Origin of the sequence: Vibrio sp. YMD68 (assembly GCF_029958905.1) — a bacterium.
Lineage (GTDB): Bacteria > Pseudomonadota > Gammaproteobacteria > Enterobacterales > Vibrionaceae > Vibrio.
This window is the reverse complement of sequence record NZ_CP124614.1, coordinates 883,304-900,323: the sequence shown is the minus strand read 5'-3', so window position 1 is coordinate 900,323 and position 17,020 is coordinate 883,304. Positions and strand designations below refer to the sequence as shown.

Genomic DNA, 17,020 nt, shown 5'->3' with positions numbered 1-17,020 from the left:
TTGCTTCTTGCACCTAGCTTAGCGACGGCAGGTTAAGAATGATTTTTACCTATTTTAGTATGGCAAAAATTTACACTGTGGGAGAAGAATCATGCCGAACCTTGGCAACAAGATCATAAAAGGCCAACCTAAGTTAGCCTTTTACATGAATCTGAATGGAGAGTAGTCAGTTAATGGATCTACTGTTTATCTTCCCACCTTAAAGCGGCTTGCGTATCTGAGTCTCTCGACTCGACCCAGCGAGTCGCCTGCGTGGTTCTTTCTTTTTTCCAAAATGGAGCTTTAGTCTTCAAGTAATCCATGATGAATTCACACGCTTCAAACGCCGCACCTCTATGTGCGCTAGAAACCCCAACAAAGACGATCTGATCGCCAATATCCAAATCACCGACTCGATGGATCACACTGAGCGCCAACAGCGGCCAACGCTCCTCTGCTTTATCACAAATTTCGGTGAGTGCTTTCTCTGTCATCCCAGGATAATGTTCAAGAGACAGCCCCGTCACGTTATCTCCTAAGTTCATATCACGCACTTTACCAATGAAGGTCACCACTGCGCCAGACTCCGTCCCTTGAGATAACTTTTCATATTCATCAGCAACCGAGAAGTCTGTCTGTTGCACACTAATGCGATTATCCATATTAGCCCCCAGTGACCGGAGGAAAAAAGGCCACTTCATCGCCATCTGAAATCGTTGACTCTAGAGGTACAATAGACTGGTTCACGGCGGCTAATAATTTACCCTGCTCTAAAGCCATGTCCCACTTTCCCTCTTGCTGAGACAGGTGAGCACGCACTTGCTCTACTGTGTCAAAATCCCCAGACAGGTCTAAATAATCAACGCCCACCAGCTCGCGGGTTTGTGCAAAAAAGAGAACTTTAATCATGATTCCACCTTGAAGTGTCCTGATTTACCACCGCTTTTTTCGAGTAAACGAACATGTTCAATGACGATGTCTTTTTGAACCGCTTTACACATATCATAGATAGTTAATGCCGCGACAGAAGCCGCTGTGAGTGCTTCCATTTCAACGCCGGTTTTACCCGCTAATTTACACACAGATTCGATGCGGACTTTGCTCTCCGACTCCATCGCCTCTAACTGCACTTCCACTTTTGACAATAACAGTGGATGACAAAGAGGAATCAAATCCCAGGTTTTCTTTGCCGCTTGAATGCCCGCGATACGCGCCGTTGCAAATACATCACCTTTGTGGTGCTGCCCCGAAATAATCAAATTAAGCGTTTCTGGTGCCATCGAAACAAAAGCTTCCGCTCTTGCTTCTCTTACTGTTTCGGCTTTGGTAGAGACATCAACCATATTGGCTTCACCCGAAGCGTTAATGTGAGTTAACTCAGTCATAGTTGGCTCCTGCCTTTATACCGACAAATGTGGCATGAAGTTACACGGGCGATGACTTGCATCAAGTTGCTGTTTAATGATTTTAGTCCAAGCAGTGCGGCACGCACCGGTCGAACCTGGCATCGCAAAAATAACGGTATGGTTAGCAAAACCCGCGATAGCTCGAGACTGAATGGTCGAGGTGCCAATTTCTTCATAGGACACGGTGCGGAATAATTCACCGAAACCTTCCACTTGCTTATCAAATAGAGGAACGAGGGCTTCTGGCGTACTGTCTCGTGAAGTAAAACCTGTACCGCCGGTAATCATAACGGCTTGAACCGTTTCATCGGCTATCCACTGAGAGACAATGGCACGAATCTGATACATATCATCAATAACGATTTTTTTATCCACGACATTGTGCCCAGCGTCTTTGGCCTGCTCAGCCAAGTAGCCACCTGATGTGTCGTTCTCTTCTGTACGAGTATCCGATACGGTTAACACCGCAATGTTTGCTGCCTGAAATTTGCTTTCTGCGTGACCCATTTGTTCACCTATGTTTAAAGTTGTATTGATATGTCAATCTGGTCAGTTTCCGACCGATACAAACGGCCAAAGACTGGCTAGCCACCGATGGATGCTAAATGAGGAGTTATTCCTGAATTGCCATCATGCAAATAGTGGCTTTGTGATTTATTTTGTAGCTGCTCTGAAATCCGGCTGATCAAACCTTGTTTCTGTGAATCGCTCTTGAGCAAATCTCTTAATTCAACACCATGGTCGCCAAAAAGACACATGTGTAGCTTCCCAACTGACGATACTCTCAGTCGATTACAGCTGTCACAGAAGCTTTTTTCATAGGGCATGATAAGCCCAATTTCCCCCAGATAATCTGGATGGACAAACACCTGAGCTGGGCCATCGTTGACTTCACGAACTTTCAAGATCCACCCATTCGCGATCAACTGATTTCGAATCGCAACACCAGATACATGATGACGCTGAAACAGATCATCCATTTCACCGGTTTGCATCAGTTCTATAAAACGCAGTTGAATGGGCCTGTCTTTTATCCAGTTAAGAAAGCTCGGTAATTCATGAGCGTTGAGATCTTTCATCAAAACCACGTTCACTTTAACCTGTGAGTAGCCCACTTCAAAAGCGCGATCGATTCCAGCCATCACTTGAGAAAACTTATTCTCTCCGGTTATTTGATGAAACATACGCGGGTCTAAACTATCCACACTGACATTGATATGAGTCAACCCGGCTTGTTTCCAAGATTCGACTTGTTTCTCCATGCGGTAGCCGTTGGTCGTTGTCGCGACTTTTTCTATCCCACGAGTTGATGACACGGTATGGATAATATCTTGAAAGTCTTTACGTAGACTCGGTTCACCACCAGTAATACGCACTTTAGAGGTCCCACATTCAGCAAATGCAGAGACGATACGCTTTACTTCAGGGACCGATAAAAAAGACGAGTTTTTCTGCCCTGAAGGCTTATAACCATCAGGCAGACAATAGGTACATTTAAAGTTACAGACATCTGTAACGGACAACCGTAAGTAATAAAACTTTCGGTTGAATTGATCTTCGAATTGTTTCGCCACGGAACACCTTTCCAAATACGGGAGGCCAAATCATTTCTAATTTAGCCCTGGTGGCATACCGCCACTGTCTCATTACGCTTATCCTTACCGATGCGGTGAACTTAGCTTAATGAGCTCGGAGTTATGGCAACCAAGTAAACCATGAGGGCTTACTGGTAGCTAGGCTATAAAATACTGAATATTTTGTTACGATTCCACTCTTGCAGTCAAAAAACCATGCTCGTAACAAAAAATACCCACTTTTAAGTAGTTAACACACGTTAATGACACTAAATTAGTACAAATACGCTGACTTCACTTAATATTGTCATTGAAAAGGCGACCAAAAAAGCAGTCACACCTCAACAAAAAACAATAACGCCTCAACGAAAAGAAGAATGTCATGACTTTATACTCATCAATAAAAGTGGTCGCCATCGGCGGCGGTCACGGTCTAGGTCGTATGCTTGCGGCACTAAAAGATTTTGGTTCAAATGCAACAGGGATTGTGACCACCACTGACAATGGTGGCTCAACAGGGCGGATACGTCACTGCCAGGGTGGGATTGCTTGGGGGGACACGCGAAACTGTATCAATCAGTTGATAACCGACCCATCAATAAGCTCAATGATGTTTGAGTATCGCTTTAAGGGCGCAGGGGAACTGGATGGGCATAACCTGGGCAATTTGATGTTGACGGCATTGGACAACCTATCCGTTCGACCCTTTGAAGCCATTCAACTGATCCGAAATATGCTAAAAGTTGATGTCAATATTGTCCCCATGTCAGAGCATCCTTCTGACCTTACCGCATTATCCATGGAGGGAAAATGGGTGACCGGGGAAACCAATGTCGATGAAATGACCGATGATTTAATGCGATTGGATTTGTCTCCAGAAGTGCCCGCGACAAAAGAAGGAGTCAGCGCAATAGAAGAAGCGGATTGTATCATTCTGGGTCCAGGCAGCTTTTTGACTAGCATAATGCCGCCATTACTGTTGCCTGAAATCGGCAAAGCCATCTCGACCAACACCAATGCGACTGTGGTTTTTGTCGAGAACTTATCCCCTGAGTTTGGCCCTGCAGGACGCATGAGTTTAAAGCAAAAACTAGAATGGTGTGAACGAGCCTGCCAAGGCCGTAAAATCGATGTGGTCCTCGGTGACACGCCACACCCAGAAATAGACCAAGAATGGCATTGTTTAACGACGGAGCTGGCTTCTCCAAATCGCGATTGGCGACACGATAGAAGCAAACTGCAAACAGCCATTGAACAATTACTGGGAGGTTAGTCGCTCTTTTAGCCAATCACTATTTGGTCACTAACGCTTGATATACGTCTCTTGTTAGCTCAAGCACGCTGACCATTTCCGTCGAATCAGTCTGCGGGTCAAGCCCTTGGCCCGTTTTTATTTTCATATCAATATCGATGGATAACTGACACAAACGATCAGCGCCAAAGCTTGCCGCGCTGCTTTTCAACGCATGGCTTATTTCTTTGAGGTAGGCGACTTTGTCGTGGCCTTCTTTACTGAGCAGCGTTTCAGCATACAGACCCAACTCATCAAGGAAAATATCCAGCAATACAGGCACATTTTCAGGCCCAATTTCGTTAGAAAGTCGCTCTACTTTTATCTTATTAAGTACGTCCATCACGGTTTCACATTGTTCCATGCTTGTAGTTTTCGATAGATAGTTGATGGGCTAACATCAAGATAACCTGCGGCCCGAGGAATATTCCCCTCACAGGCTTCAATGGCCTGTTCTATTGCGGCCTTCTCCGTTTGCCATAGTGGGAAAATATCATGCACCGAGGCTTGTTCTTTAACACTTGGCTGCATTCTGATTTGATTATCCATCGGCATATTGAGCGGAGGCGGGAGCATACTCAGTGTAATTTCTTTACCGTTGTTAAGAACCACGACATTGCGTAATACGTTTTGTAATTGCCTTACGTTTCCTGGCCATTCAAAACGATTGAAACACTCCACCACCTCAGGGGATAAGCGTACAAACCCCTTACCCTCTTCGTTCGACATAAAACCTAATAATGAATAAGCAATCTCTATCACGTCTTCCCCACGCTCACGCAAAGGCGGTAAATGAAGCGGGATAACATAGAGGCGGTAGTAGAGATCTTCCCTAAAGCGCCCTTCTTGGACTTCTTTCCAAGGATCTCGGTTGGTTGCACACACAAAGCGAACATCCACACTTTTCATTTTAGACGAACCTACTTTTTGAAACGTCCCCGTTTGAATAAAGCGTAGTAATTTAGTTTGTAAATCGAGGTCCATTTCACATAACTCGTCGAGAAACAGAGTGCCTCCGTCAGCGAGTTCTGCGGCCCCCTGCCTATCGGTCGCCGCGCCGGTAAATGCACCCTTCACGTGACCAAACAGCTCACTCTCAATCAGATCTTTAGGGATAGCCGCACAGTTAATCGCAATAAAGGGTTTATCACCACGCTTGCTGGCCGCATGAATCGCTTCGGCGCAGACTTCTTTACCGGTACCACTTTCTCCGGTAATGAAGATACTTGCTTTACTGGTGGCGGCGGAGTCAATCGTGCGGTAGACCGCTTGCATCATGTGACTGCTGCCAATGAAACCTTGGTAGTTTTGATTACCTGGATAGTCATCTTTGTTTTTAAGCTTACTCGCCTTACGAATAGCATTATTCACCGTGACACGCAGACGATCCGCTTCACAAGGCTTAATAAGAAAGTCCTGAGCGCCTAAACGCATCGCTTCAACGGCGGTATCGATAGAGCCGTGGGCTGTCATAAAAATAACCGGCACGTCAGGGTGAATTTGCTTCGCACTTTCTAGGACGTCCATCCCCGTCATATCTGGCAACCGTAAGTCAAGCAAGATAAGGTCGGGCGTTCGATTCTTTAAGCTATCAAGCGCATCTCGCCCCGTTCCGACAATATTAATGTCTATACCTAGCGGGGTGAGGTAAGATCGATACAGGGCCGCGACCGACGCGGTATCCTCTACCATCAATAAATATTTAGATTTATGTACATCTGACAGTTGCTGCATAACCTAGCCATTAGTTATTTGCATTTTTCTAGATAATTGCATTACGAATTGCATTTTGCAAACATAAGGCATCATTAATATAGCATCGAAAAGCTGTTTTTGCGTGGTACATCTCGAGTGAATGTTGACCTGACGCATCATAATCGAATGACAGCGATAGAAGAGACTCTAAGCGGATTTATAAAAAATCTCGTTGTGTTAAAACCTTATAAATAAACAAAGCCAATAAAGTCATACTCGATTGGCTTGTTACTATCGATTTTCTTTTTTTACTAACTATTGGTGATGAACTGCTGACGCAACTTATCGATCTCATCGCGTTTTGCCGCTGCTAGCTCAAACTCTAAATCTTGTGCATGTTGATACATCTGCGCTTCCATTCTCTTAATCTCTTTATCAAGCTCTTGCGGCGTTAACGTGTTGTAAGCCAATGATGGCTCTGCCACTTGAGATAATGGCACTTGCTTACTTGTTTTCTTCTTCTTTGACTTAGCGATGTCGCCGATTTCCATAATGTCTTTAACGCTGCGCTTCAACGCTTGAGGAGTGATCCCTTTCTCCAAGTTATACGCTTGCTGTTTTTCACGACGGCGATTGGTTTCATCGATCGCTTTTTTCATCGATTTAGTCATCGAGTCGCCATATAAAATCGCTCGACCTTCTAAGTTTCGAGCAGCACGGCCTATCGTCTGTATGAGCGATCGCTCTGAGCGTAAGAACCCTTCTTTATCAGCGTCAAGTATGGCCACCAGAGATACTTCCGGCATATCCAAACCTTCACGGAGTAAGTTAATACCCACTAACACATCAAACTCGCCTAAACGTAGATCCCGTATAATCTCAACTCGTTCTACCGTATCAATATCTGAGTGTAAATAACGGACTTTAACACCATGTTCGGTTAGGTATTCCGTCAGGTCTTCAGCCATTCTTTTTGTCAGTGTCGTGACCAGTACACGTTCATCTTTCTTAGCCCGAATTCTAATTTCGGATAAAAGATCATCTACTTGCGTTGCGACAGGGCGTACCTCTATCTGTGGATCAAGCAGACCAGTCGGCCTAACCACTTGATCAGCGATATCATTGGCTGACTTCTCCAGTTCGTAGTTACCCGGTGTGGCTGAAACAAAAATGGTTTGTGGCGCGAGAGATTCAAATTCTTCAAACTTTAGCGGACGATTATCCAGAGCTGAAGGTAGCCGAAATCCAAATTCAACTAAGGTTTCTTTTCTCGATCTATCTCCTTTAAACATTGCCCCAATCTGAGGCACGGTCACATGCGACTCATCGATAATCAGAACACCATCTTCAGGTAAGTAATCAAATAACGTCGGTGGCGGCTCACCCTCTTTCCGTCCACTCAAGTAACGAGAGTAGTTTTCAATACCAGAGCAAAAGCCAAGCTCATTCATCATTTCAAGGTCAAATTGGGTACGCTGACTGATCCTTTGCTCTTCAAGAAGTTTATTGTTCTCAAGTAGATACGTCTGACGTTCTTTCAAATCTTTCTTTATATGCTCAATGGCATCAAGAATACGTTCTCTCGGTGTCACGTAGTGAGTTTTAGGGTAAATAGTATAGCGGGGTAGATCTCTCTGCTTCACGACACCAGTAAGAGGGTCAAACACACTGATACAATCGATTTCATCGTCGAACATCTCTATTCTCACTGCATCTTGCTCTGACTCCGCAGGGAAAACATCAATGACTTCACCACGAACTCGAAATTGACCGCGCTCAAAGGCAACATCATTGCGAGAATATTGAAGCTCTGCCAAACGAAGTAAGATATCTCGTTGATTCATCACATCGCCACGGCAAATATGTAACATCATCTTCAAATAAGAGGCAGGATCACCCAAACCATAAATGGCAGAGACGGAAGCAATAATAATGGCGTCTTTACGCTCAAGTAATGCTTTGGTGGCAGAGAGACGCATCTGCTCGATATGTGCATTGATTGAGGAGTCTTTTTCTATAAACGTATCTGTCGTTGGTACATACGCTTCGGGCTGGTAATAGTCGTAATAGGAAACAAAATACTCGACGGAGTTGTTGGGGAAAAACGACTTCATTTCTCCGTAAAGTTGCGCAGCCAATGTTTTATTAGGAGCGAGTAAAATCGCAGGCCGCTGTGATTCGGCAATAACATTCGCTAGCGTAAAGGTTTTGCCCGATCCCGTTACCCCCAACAATGTTTGATGAGCTAAACCTGAATCCAAACCCTCGAGCAGCTTTTTAATCGCAGTGGGTTGATCACCTGACGGCTGATAATCAGACTTTAAATTGAACACTTTACTCATCTTCTCTCCAAGACATTAGACTCTCACTCCCACCATTGTCGCTGTATGTATATACACCTGCAATATTTATATTTAAGACTCGTCTAAAAGATTTCTTTTAATCATGATAAAAAGAGCGCACACACCGTATTTAGACTAGATAATCCATTTTACCTTTGGTATTATCTTTCGCCCTACACCGTCACCCCCGTAAAAAAACACTCATTTTTATTCACAAGATTTCCCCAATTTAGTGCAACGTGAACAATTTACCCTTCTCTTCATTCTCAAAAAATTTTCAATCTAACACTCAAAACCTCCCATTAATCCTTAAGTTACAATGAATTATCTTACACTTCACACTCTGATCGAATTAGAATCTTAACTCTATTCATTCAGCAAGACCCAGTTCTACCGAGTAATCCACACACTTATCCACAAATTTAGTGGATAAGTAAATGCAGCCCAATGGCGATAAGGCATAAGAGAAAGTAAAGTGAATTTCTACAAAAAATATTCACTATTTTCTCTTTCCAAATAGTTGACAGCCAAAAATTCTATCGTTAAAATTTGCCCCGCTTTACAGCAATTCCCCCTTAGTTCAGTTGGTAGAACGGCGGACTGTTAATCCGTATGTCGCAAGTTCAAGTCTTGCAGGGGGAGCCAAATTTTAAGGCCCAGTCTTTTGACTGGGCCTTTTTCATTTCTGTTCTCCGAATCCATTTCCCATGCCCAGTTAGATCTTGTCGTTTTGACACTAAGTTCTTTCTGATAGGACGTTTTATCGCTGCAAAAAAAACCAGACACGCTATTTATTCAATTATTTACTCTAAATCAGTAAAACCTTACTGTTCGTGAGTTGTTATTAGCTTGGCAAAGCACGATAATATTGGGATCGGAATTTCAAATAAATACAATTATGACCGAATATTTTTTATTGTTGATTGGCACTGTGCTAGTGAACAATTTTGTACTGGTAAAGTTTCTCGGGCTATGTCCATTTATGGGCGTATCAAAAAAACTGGAAACCGCAATCGGCATGGGTTTAGCGACCACGTTTGTGCTCACACTTGCGTCGGTTTGTTCGTACCTGGTCGAAAACTATTTGCTGGCTCCGCTTGGTATCGAATACCTGCGAACAATGAGCTTCATTTTAGTCATCGCTGTGGTTGTCCAATTCACGGAAATGGTGGTGCACAAAACCAGCCCTACGTTGTATCGACTGTTAGGGATCTTTTTGCCTCTGATTACAACCAATTGTGCGGTATTAGGGGTTGCTCTGCTCAACATCATCGAAAACCATAACTTTATCGAATCTATCATCTATGGTTTTGGGGCTGCTGCTGGATTTTCACTCGTCCTGATCTTTTTTGCTTCAATGAGAGAACGAATTGCAGCCGCGGATGTACCTGGCCCTTTTAAAGGTGCATCCATTGCCATGATTACCGCTGGGTTAATGTCACTCGCCTTTATGGGCTTTACTGGTTTGGTGAAAATGTAATGATCACGATTGTTATTGCCATCATCGCGGTTGTCGCTCTAGCCGCTGTATTTGGAGCGATACTTGGATTTGCCTCTATCAAATTTAAGGTTGAAGCGGATCCTATTGTGGATCAAATCGATGAACTTCTTCCTCAAACTCAGTGTGGTCAATGTGGTTACCCTGGTTGCCGCCCTTATGCTGAAGCCATTGCCAATGGCGATAAAATAAACAAATGTCCACCAGGTGGTCAGGCGACTATTGAGAATCTTGCTAACTTAATGGGCGTGGAAGTTGAAGAATCCGCACACGACCTGAATGACGCCGTCAAAACCGTGGCCTTTATTCACGAAGATATGTGTATTGGCTGCACCAAATGTATTCAAGCATGTCCTGTTGATGCCATCGTTGGCGGAACGAAAGCTTTACATACTGTCATCAAAGATGAGTGTACTGGTTGTGATTTATGCGTGGCCCCTTGCCCTACAGATTGCATTGAAATGATCCCTGTAGCTCAAACGACTGAAAACTGGAAATGGCAAATGAACTCGATTCCCGTTGTCGATATTAGCGACTCTGTGTCTCACAAAAAGCAAGACGAAGTGAGATAGATATGAGCACACTTTCATTAATCGAACAGATAAAAACCGGCTCATTGTGGCAATTCCACGGCGGTATACATCCAAAAGAAAACAAAAACCAATCTAATCAGAGCGTTCCGGTAAACGCCGACGTTCCACAAGAGATTGTGCTGCCCATTAAACAGCATATTGGCAAGCCGGGTGATCTCATCGTCAAAAGTGGCGACACGGTATTGAAAGGCCAAGCATTAACCAAATACAACACAACCATGATGCTTCCTATTCATTCTCCGACTTCGGGTGTCATTACCGCTATTGAACCAAGAATAACGAACCATCCATCAGGGCTCAGTGAGCCATGCATTGTGATTTCACCGGATGGTCAAGAACAATGGATAGAAAAAAACAGCATCGAGGAGTTCCAAAGCGCCTCTTCTGAAACTCTCCTTGAACATATTCGCCTTGCAGGAATATCTGGGATGGGTGGCGCAGGTTTTCCGACCGCAAAGAAAATACAGTCTGGGCTATCCAAGACCGATTTTCTGATCATCAACGCCGCTGAATGTGAGCCGTACATCACCGCAGATGATGTTCTAATGCGCCATTACGCAGAAGAGATTATTACTGGCATTGAGATTGTTGAGCACATACTCAAGCCAAAGCTCACCATCATCGCCATTGAAGATAATAAGCCAGAAGCGATTCAAGCGATTCAACATGCAGCGAAAGATAAAGATATTGTCATTCGAGTCATTCCCACCAAATTCCCTTCTGGTGGCGAAAAACAGCTGATTAAATTGCTGACCAATCAAGAAGTGCCTAACAATGGCATTCCAGCCGATATCGGAATGCTGGTGCAAAACGTCGCTTCGATGTATGCGATCAAGCGAGCCGTGTGTGATGGCGAGCCTCTGATCCAAAGAATCGTTACGTTAACGGGTAATCAATTCTCACAACCAAGAAACGTTTGGGCCTTAATTGGCACTCCGATTGAGTCTCTACTTCAGCAGTTTGGCTATAAAGCGGCAAAAAAAGCACCGCGTCTTATCATGGGTGGCCCAATGATGGGGTTTACGTTACCCAGCGCCTTGGTGCCTATCACTAAAACCAGTAACTGTATTCTGGCCCCGGGTACGAGAGAATTACCTCACAGCCAGTATGAGATGGAATGCATTCGTTGCGGGCAATGTGCCGAAGTATGCCCTTCAGCTCTGCTTCCTCAACAATTGCAATGGCATGCCAAGGCAGAGGAATACGATAAGTGTACCGAGCTTAACCTGAAAGATTGTATCGAATGTGGTGCTTGCGCTTATGTTTGCCCGAGTGAAATACCTCTCGTTCAATACTACCGTCAAGCCAAAGCCGAAATAAAAACCAGAAAAGAAGAAGCTCAGGCTGCGGAACGAGCACGTCAGCGATTCGAAGAAAGAAAAGAACGCTTAGAAAGAGCAAAAGCTGAGCGAGAAAACAAGTTTAAGAAAGCCGCGGATAGCCGTCGAAGCGAAATGAAAAAATCAGGCGGTGACGATGCGATAGCTGCGGCTATTGCTCGAGTAAAAGCGCAAAAAGAACAAACGCAAACCGATCAGCCGGGTGCCGAAAAAGTCGTTAAGCCCGCCGTCGCCGCTGCCATTGCACGAGCGAAAGCAAAACAAGCTGAAGCGCAGAAATCTAGCGAACCCGACAACACCGAAATGAGCCGTCTTAGAGCGGAACGTAAGAAACTCGCTCGTGAAAGAAAAGCGTTAGAGCACACTTCAGATCAGCAACCCACGCAGACAGAAACCGATCCGAAAAAAGCGGCTGTCGCTGCGGCTATCGAGAGAGCCAAAGCGCGTAAAGCACAACAAGCCGAAGTGCCACCAACTTCTGAGTCAGAAGCTCAAGCTCAAACTCAAGCTCAAGGAACGCCATCCGCCGAACCAACGGAAGCCAATCAGAAGAAGGCTGCTGTGGCCGCCGCTATCGCAAGAGCCAAAGCGCGTAAAGCCCAACAAGCCGAAGTGCCACCAACTTCTGAGTCAGAAGCTCAAGCTCAAACTCAAGCTCAAGGAACGCCATCCGCCGAACCGACGGAAGCCGATCCGAAGAAGGCCGCTGTGGCCGCCGCTATCGCAAGAGCCAAAGCGCGTAAAGCACAACAAGCCGAAGTTCCATCAACGCCTGAGCCAAAACCTCAAGCTCAAACTCAAGCTCAAGGAACACCATCAGCCGAACCAACGGAAGCCGATCCGAAGAAGGCCGCTGTGGCCGCTGTGGCCGCCGCTATCGCAAGAGCCAAAGCGCGTAAAGCACAACAAGCCGAAGTCCCATCAACGCCTGAGTCAGAAGCTCAAGCTCAAACTCAAACTCAAACTCAAGCTCAAGGAACGCCATCCGCCGAACCAACGGAAGCCGATCCGAAGAAGGCTGCTGTGGCCGCCGCTATCGCAAGAGCCAAAGCGCGTAAAGCACAACAAGCCGAAGTGCCACCAACTTCTGAGTCAGAAGATCAAGCTCAAACTCAAGCTCAAGGAACGCCATCAGCCGAACCAACGGAAGCCGATCCGAAGAAGGCTGCTGTGGCCGCCGCTATCGCAAGAGCCAAAGCGCGAAAAGCACAAAAAGAACAGCTCTCCAATCAACCCAATAATAATGAGGAGAAAGGCTAGTGGCTTTTTTTATCGCCAGTTCACCGCACGCTCACAATAAAAAGAGCACCTCAGATCTAATGAAGTGGGTGATGATTGCAGCATTACCTGGGCTTGTCGCGCAAAGTTACTTCTTTGGCTGGGGGACATTGATACAGTTAATAATGGCTCTATTTATTGCTGTTCTACTCGAAGGTGCCATCTTATTAATACGCAAGCGGCACCCATTGTCTGCACTGCGGGATTACAGTGCGCCTGTCACAGCATGGCTATTGGCTATTGCTATTCCCCCTTATTCCCCATGGTGGGTCATCGTCATTGGGTTGATTTTTGCGATTGTTATTGCCAAGCATTTATACGGTGGTATTGGTCAAAACATCTTTAATCCAGCAATGGTGGCATACGTCGTCTTGCTGATTTCGTTCCCTGTACAGATGACATCTTGGGTGACCCCTGTACAACTGAGTCAAGATCCTGTTTACTTTATTGATGCATTTTCTCTGATTTTCAGTGGGTTTAATCATGAAGGTTTGTCTCTTGCGCAGATTCGAACGGGTATAGATGGCGTCACAATGGCGACACCGTTAGATGCGTTCAAAACCGGACTGCACTCTGGAAGTACCGCTTCTGAAATCATGAAGCAAAGTCAATTTAGTGGTTTTGCAGGCGTAGGATGGGAGTGGATAAACCTCGCCTATTTGGCTGGCGGTCTATTGCTGATTAAACTCAGAATCATAAATTGGCATATTCCAGTCGCGTTTCTAGCCAGTCTAGTGGTGACGAGCAGTATTTTTTCTATCGTCACACCCGCTGAAACCGCGACGCCTCTATTGCACCTATTCTCCGGTGCGACAATGCTTGGGGCTTTCTTCATCGCAACTGACCCTGTATCGGCTTCAACGACCGTCAAAGGACGCCTTATTTTTGGTGCCTTCATTGGGTTCTTAGTCTTTGTTATTCGAAGCTGGGGAGGCTTCCCCGATGGTGTTGCATTTGCTGTGCTGTTAGCCAACATGTGTGTACCAATGATTGACTATTACACCAAACCACGCACTTATGGGCATTAAGGACTGTTATGTTAGCCGCTATTCGTAAAAATGGACTCACATTGGCGATCTTTGCTTGCGCGACGACAGGGCTTGTCGCGATCACCCATCATTTAACCAAAGATCAAATCCAACGCCAAGAGAAAGCCCAGCTCTTGTCTATTCTTAATCAAGTCATTCCCAAAGAGCTTCATGACAATGATTTATATCAATCGTGTACCTTAGTCTCAGACTTAGCACTAGGGACCGACGAATCTATGCCTGCTTATTTTGCGACACTCGATGGTCAGCCAAGCGCGGTCGCTATTGAGGCCATTGCTCCTGACGGGTATAACGGAGCCATAAAACTCATCGTTGGTATCGATCAGCAGGGTAACGTTACCGGCACGCGCGTCTTATCGCATCAGGAAACACCGGGACTTGGCGACAAAATCGACCTAAGAGTCAGCGATTGGATTCTAGGGTTCATTGGTAAATCAGTGACGGATACCAACCAAGATTCATGGAAGGTACGTAAAGATGGCGGGCAGTTTGACCAGTTCACCGGTGCGACCATTACACCAAGAGCGGTCGTTGGAGCCGTCAAACGTGCAGTGAGCTTTGTTAATGAGAATCGTGACCAACTAACGAGTCAATCGTTTAATTGTGGGGGTTCAAATGAATGATAATAAAACGCTATTAAAAAATGGGCTGTGGGACAACAACCCGGCACTGGTTCAGTTACTTGGGCTATGTCCTCTACTCGCAGTATCATCAACAGTGACCAACGCTTTGGGGCTGGGTATTGCTACACTTATCGTACTGGTTTGCTCAAATGTGGCGGTCTCTTTGGTGAGAGATTACGTGCCGAAAGAAGTTCGAATCCCAGTTTTTGTCATGATCATTGCGTCTGTCGTTACCTGCGTTCAGCTACTAATGAATGCCTATACCTATGGGCTGTATTTATCATTAGGGATATTTATCCCACTGATTGTCACCAATTGCGTCATCATTGGACGAGCAGAAGCGTTCGCATCAAAAAATCCAGTGTTACCTTCGGCACTCGATGGTTTTTGGATGGGTGTTGGTATGACCGCTGTACTGGTATTGCTTGGAGCCATGCGAGAGCTACTGGGAAACGGCACCTTATTTGATGGTGCTGAACTCCTGCTAGGCTCTTGGGCCCAATCCTTGAGAATCGAAGTTTTTCAGTTTGATAATAGCTTTCTATTGGCGCTTCTTCCTCCGGGTGCGTTTATCGGTGTGGGATTTATTATTGCGATAAAAAATGTCATCGACTCTCAGATAAAGTCTCGTCAGCCAACTGAGAAAAAACAAACCATTGAGCGCGCTAGAGTGACAAACTAGACGCTTTCATGTAAGTGAAAATAATAATGAATAACATAAAGCGTGTCGAAATCTTAAAACGTCTTAGAGACGATAATCCAAACCCTCAAACGGAACTCAACTGGAGTAGCCCGTTTGAACTCTTGATCGCTGTTCTTCTATCGGCTCAAGCAACAGACGTCAGTGTCAATAAAGCTACAGACAAGCTCTACCCCGTGGCAAATACACCGCAGGGGATATTTGATCTGGGTGTCGATGGTGTCAAAGAGTACATCAAAACCATAGGGTTATTTAACTCAAAAGCAGAGAACGTCATCAAGACTTGTCGAATGTTACTCGATCTTCATCAAGGGGAAGTTCCTGAAAGCCGAGAAGCATTAGAAGCATTACCCGGGGTTGGAAGAAAAACCGCGAATGTGGTTCTTAATACCGCGTTCGGTTGGCCAACCATTGCTGTGGATACTCATATTTATCGGGTTTCCAATCGAACCAAGTTGGCGATGGGGAAAACCGTTGATGATGTTGAAGAAAAACTCATTAAAGTAATACCCAAAGAATTTAAGCTCGATGTTCACCACTGGCTAATACTTCACGGTCGATATACTTGCGTTGCCCGTAAGCCTCGTTGTGGAAGCTGTATCATTGAAGACTTATGCGAATTTAAAGATAAAATTTACCCAGAAAGCTAGGAGTCCATAATGTCAAACGGAAGAATTCTTCACACGATGCTACGTGTCGGAGATTTAGATAAATCTATTGAGTTCTATACAAAAGTCATGGGCATGAACCTGCTCCGAACGAATGAGAATAAAGAGTACGAATACACACTCGCATTCTTAGGCTTTGGCGATGAATCCCAAGGGTCCGTTATTGAGTTAACGTACAACTGGGGAACAAAAGAGTACGACCTTGGTAACGCATTTGGTCATATCGCCATTGGGGTTGAAAACGTTTATACCACTTGTGATGCCATCAAGGCTGCCGGTGGTGTCGTTACTCGTGAAGCTGGCCCTGTCAAAGGCGGGACTACCGAGATCGCCTTCGTAAAAGATCCTGACGGTTACATGATTGAACTGATCCAGAATAAACAAGCTTCAGTTGGGCTAGGTTAATACTTTTTGAGACTTGTTCGCATTAAGGCAACCAAGCGTTGCCTTTTTTAACATTCAGTGATAATAATAACTCTCATTATCATTTGTTGTATCATTACATCAGATTTGTTCTATCAAGTCGCTCAGAGGGTTATCTATGACGGTTACAGAGTGGGAAAAACATACGTTACTCGCGGACGTTGCGATGCAGGAAAGTGACCATCTGAGAAGTATATTACACTACCAACAGGCGCTCACCATCAGTGAACAGCTGACTCATGAAGAAGAAATTCAAATAGAAGATCGATTGATCGTTTCTGTTATCTCTTGCCACAATATGGCCAGTTTCTGGCGCTCTGTGGGAGATGAGCGATATGAGCTGAAATACTTGCAGCTCGCTTCAGAAAAAGTGCTGTCTCTCATTCCACAATGCGCAAATAGCCAGTGCGATTCTTATATCGACTCCCTAGGTTGCTGTAAAAAGGCCTTGATTGAGTTCTTAAAACGTCACCCTAACCCATACATTGCCAAACAAGTCAGTCACCTAGACAGCGCAACAAACTGCAATCTGATTTCTATGTTTCAGTTAAACTAACGGCC

18 protein-coding genes, 1 tRNA gene and 1 riboswitch are annotated in these 17,020 nt (G+C 45.1%); of the genes, 11 read left to right on the top strand and 8 right to left on the bottom strand.

The window, feature by feature from the left end; all coding sequences use genetic code 11:
• Window positions 1-179: 179 nt before the first annotated feature.
• The 5 genes from moaE to moaA form a co-directional block, all read right to left on the bottom strand.
• On the bottom strand, window positions 180-641 hold the full coding sequence (moaE, locus tag QF117_RS10285) for a molybdopterin synthase catalytic subunit MoaE (protein WP_282388872.1): 462 nt from the start codon (window positions 639-641) through the stop codon (window positions 180-182).
• Between the two features lies 1 nt (window position 642).
• A complete protein-coding gene (moaD, locus tag QF117_RS10280; protein WP_282388871.1) occupies window positions 643-888 on the bottom strand; it encodes a molybdopterin synthase sulfur carrier subunit in 246 nt (81 codons plus the stop codon).
• Window positions 885-1,364 carry a cyclic pyranopterin monophosphate synthase MoaC gene (gene moaC, locus QF117_RS10275; RefSeq protein WP_282388870.1) on the bottom strand — a complete coding sequence of 160 codons (480 nt, stop codon included), beginning with the start codon at window positions 1,362-1,364 and terminating at the stop codon, window positions 885-887. Before moaC ends, moaD begins: the two co-directional genes overlap by 4 nt.
• Before the next feature lie 15 nt (window positions 1,365-1,379).
• Window positions 1,380-1,892: a molybdenum cofactor biosynthesis protein B gene (moaB, locus tag QF117_RS10270; RefSeq protein WP_282388869.1), complete on the bottom strand. Its 513-nt coding sequence runs from the start codon at window positions 1,890-1,892 to the stop codon at window positions 1,380-1,382.
• Window positions 1,893-1,969: 77 nt separating this feature from the next.
• Entirely contained in the window at window positions 1,970-2,959 is a 990-nt protein-coding gene (gene moaA / locus QF117_RS10265; protein WP_282388868.1) for a GTP 3',8-cyclase MoaA, read from the bottom strand.
• Window positions 2,948-3,092, bottom strand: a riboswitch (molybdenum cofactor riboswitch). It overlaps the preceding gene by 12 nt.
• 249 nt (window positions 3,093-3,341) lie before the next feature.
• On the opposite strand from moaA, the gene QF117_RS10260 reads away from it, so the two are divergent.
• On the top strand, window positions 3,342-4,232 hold the full coding sequence (locus QF117_RS10260) for a YvcK family protein (protein WP_282388866.1): 891 nt from the start codon (window positions 3,342-3,344) through the stop codon (window positions 4,230-4,232).
• A 19-nt stretch (window positions 4,233-4,251) separates the two neighbouring features.
• Here QF117_RS10260 and luxU read toward each other — a convergent pair whose 3' ends face one another.
• The 3 genes from luxU to uvrB form a co-directional block, all read right to left on the bottom strand.
• Entirely contained in the window at window positions 4,252-4,593 is a 342-nt protein-coding gene (luxU, locus tag QF117_RS10255; protein ID WP_282388865.1) for a quorum-sensing phosphorelay protein LuxU, read from the bottom strand.
• Window positions 4,593-5,984 carry a quorum-sensing sigma-54 dependent transcriptional regulator LuxO gene (gene luxO / locus QF117_RS10250; protein WP_282388864.1) on the bottom strand — a complete coding sequence of 464 codons (1,392 nt, stop codon included), beginning with the start codon at window positions 5,982-5,984 and terminating at the stop codon, window positions 4,593-4,595. The genes luxU and luxO overlap by 1 nt, the downstream gene beginning before the upstream one ends.
• A 272-nt stretch (window positions 5,985-6,256) precedes the next feature.
• Window positions 6,257-8,287, bottom strand: a complete 2,031-nt coding sequence (gene uvrB, locus QF117_RS10245; protein ID WP_282388863.1) for an excinuclease ABC subunit UvrB — start codon at window positions 8,285-8,287, stop codon at window positions 6,257-6,259.
• A gap of 569 nt (window positions 8,288-8,856) precedes the next feature.
• Between uvrB and QF117_RS10240 the strand changes: the two genes are divergently transcribed.
• The 10 genes from QF117_RS10240 (at window position 8,857) to QF117_RS10195 (ending at window position 17,015) form a co-directional block, all read left to right on the top strand.
• A tRNA-Asn gene (locus QF117_RS10240) sits at window positions 8,857-8,932 on the top strand.
• A gap of 253 nt (window positions 8,933-9,185) precedes the next feature.
• Window positions 9,186-9,767 (top strand): electron transport complex subunit RsxA, encoded by a 582-nt coding sequence (gene rsxA / locus QF117_RS10235; RefSeq protein WP_282388862.1) that lies wholly within the window; start codon window positions 9,186-9,188, stop codon window positions 9,765-9,767.
• Window positions 9,767-10,357 (top strand): electron transport complex subunit RsxB, encoded by a 591-nt coding sequence (gene rsxB, locus QF117_RS10230; RefSeq protein ID WP_282388860.1) that lies wholly within the window; start codon window positions 9,767-9,769, stop codon window positions 10,355-10,357. The genes rsxA and rsxB overlap by 1 nt, the downstream gene beginning before the upstream one ends.
• Window positions 10,358-10,359: 2 nt before the next feature.
• Window positions 10,360-12,978, top strand: a complete 2,619-nt coding sequence (rsxC, locus tag QF117_RS10225; protein WP_282388858.1) for an electron transport complex subunit RsxC — start codon at window positions 10,360-10,362, stop codon at window positions 12,976-12,978.
• A complete protein-coding gene (gene rsxD / locus QF117_RS10220) occupies window positions 12,978-14,024 on the top strand; it encodes an electron transport complex subunit RsxD (protein ID WP_282388856.1) in 1,047 nt (348 codons plus the stop codon). Before rsxC ends, rsxD begins: the two co-directional genes overlap by 1 nt.
• A gap of 8 nt (window positions 14,025-14,032) precedes the next feature.
• Window positions 14,033-14,668, top strand: coding sequence for an electron transport complex subunit RsxG (gene rsxG / locus QF117_RS10215; protein ID WP_282388854.1), 636 nt, complete (start codon window positions 14,033-14,035; stop codon window positions 14,666-14,668).
• Window positions 14,661-15,350 (top strand): electron transport complex subunit E, encoded by a 690-nt coding sequence (locus QF117_RS10210; RefSeq protein ID WP_282388853.1) that lies wholly within the window; start codon window positions 14,661-14,663, stop codon window positions 15,348-15,350. The genes rsxG and QF117_RS10210 overlap by 8 nt, the downstream gene beginning before the upstream one ends.
• A gap of 26 nt (window positions 15,351-15,376) precedes the next feature.
• Window positions 15,377-16,018: an endonuclease III gene (nth, locus tag QF117_RS10205; protein WP_282388852.1), complete on the top strand. Its 642-nt coding sequence runs from the start codon at window positions 15,377-15,379 to the stop codon at window positions 16,016-16,018.
• Between the two features lie 9 nt (window positions 16,019-16,027).
• On the top strand, window positions 16,028-16,441 hold the full coding sequence (gene gloA / locus QF117_RS10200) for a lactoylglutathione lyase (protein ID WP_282388851.1): 414 nt from the start codon (window positions 16,028-16,030) through the stop codon (window positions 16,439-16,441).
• Window positions 16,442-16,577: 136 nt separating this feature from the next.
• A complete protein-coding gene (locus QF117_RS10195; RefSeq protein ID WP_017033161.1) occupies window positions 16,578-17,015 on the top strand; it encodes a DUF2753 family protein in 438 nt (145 codons plus the stop codon).
• Window positions 17,016-17,020 lie beyond the last annotated feature (5 nt).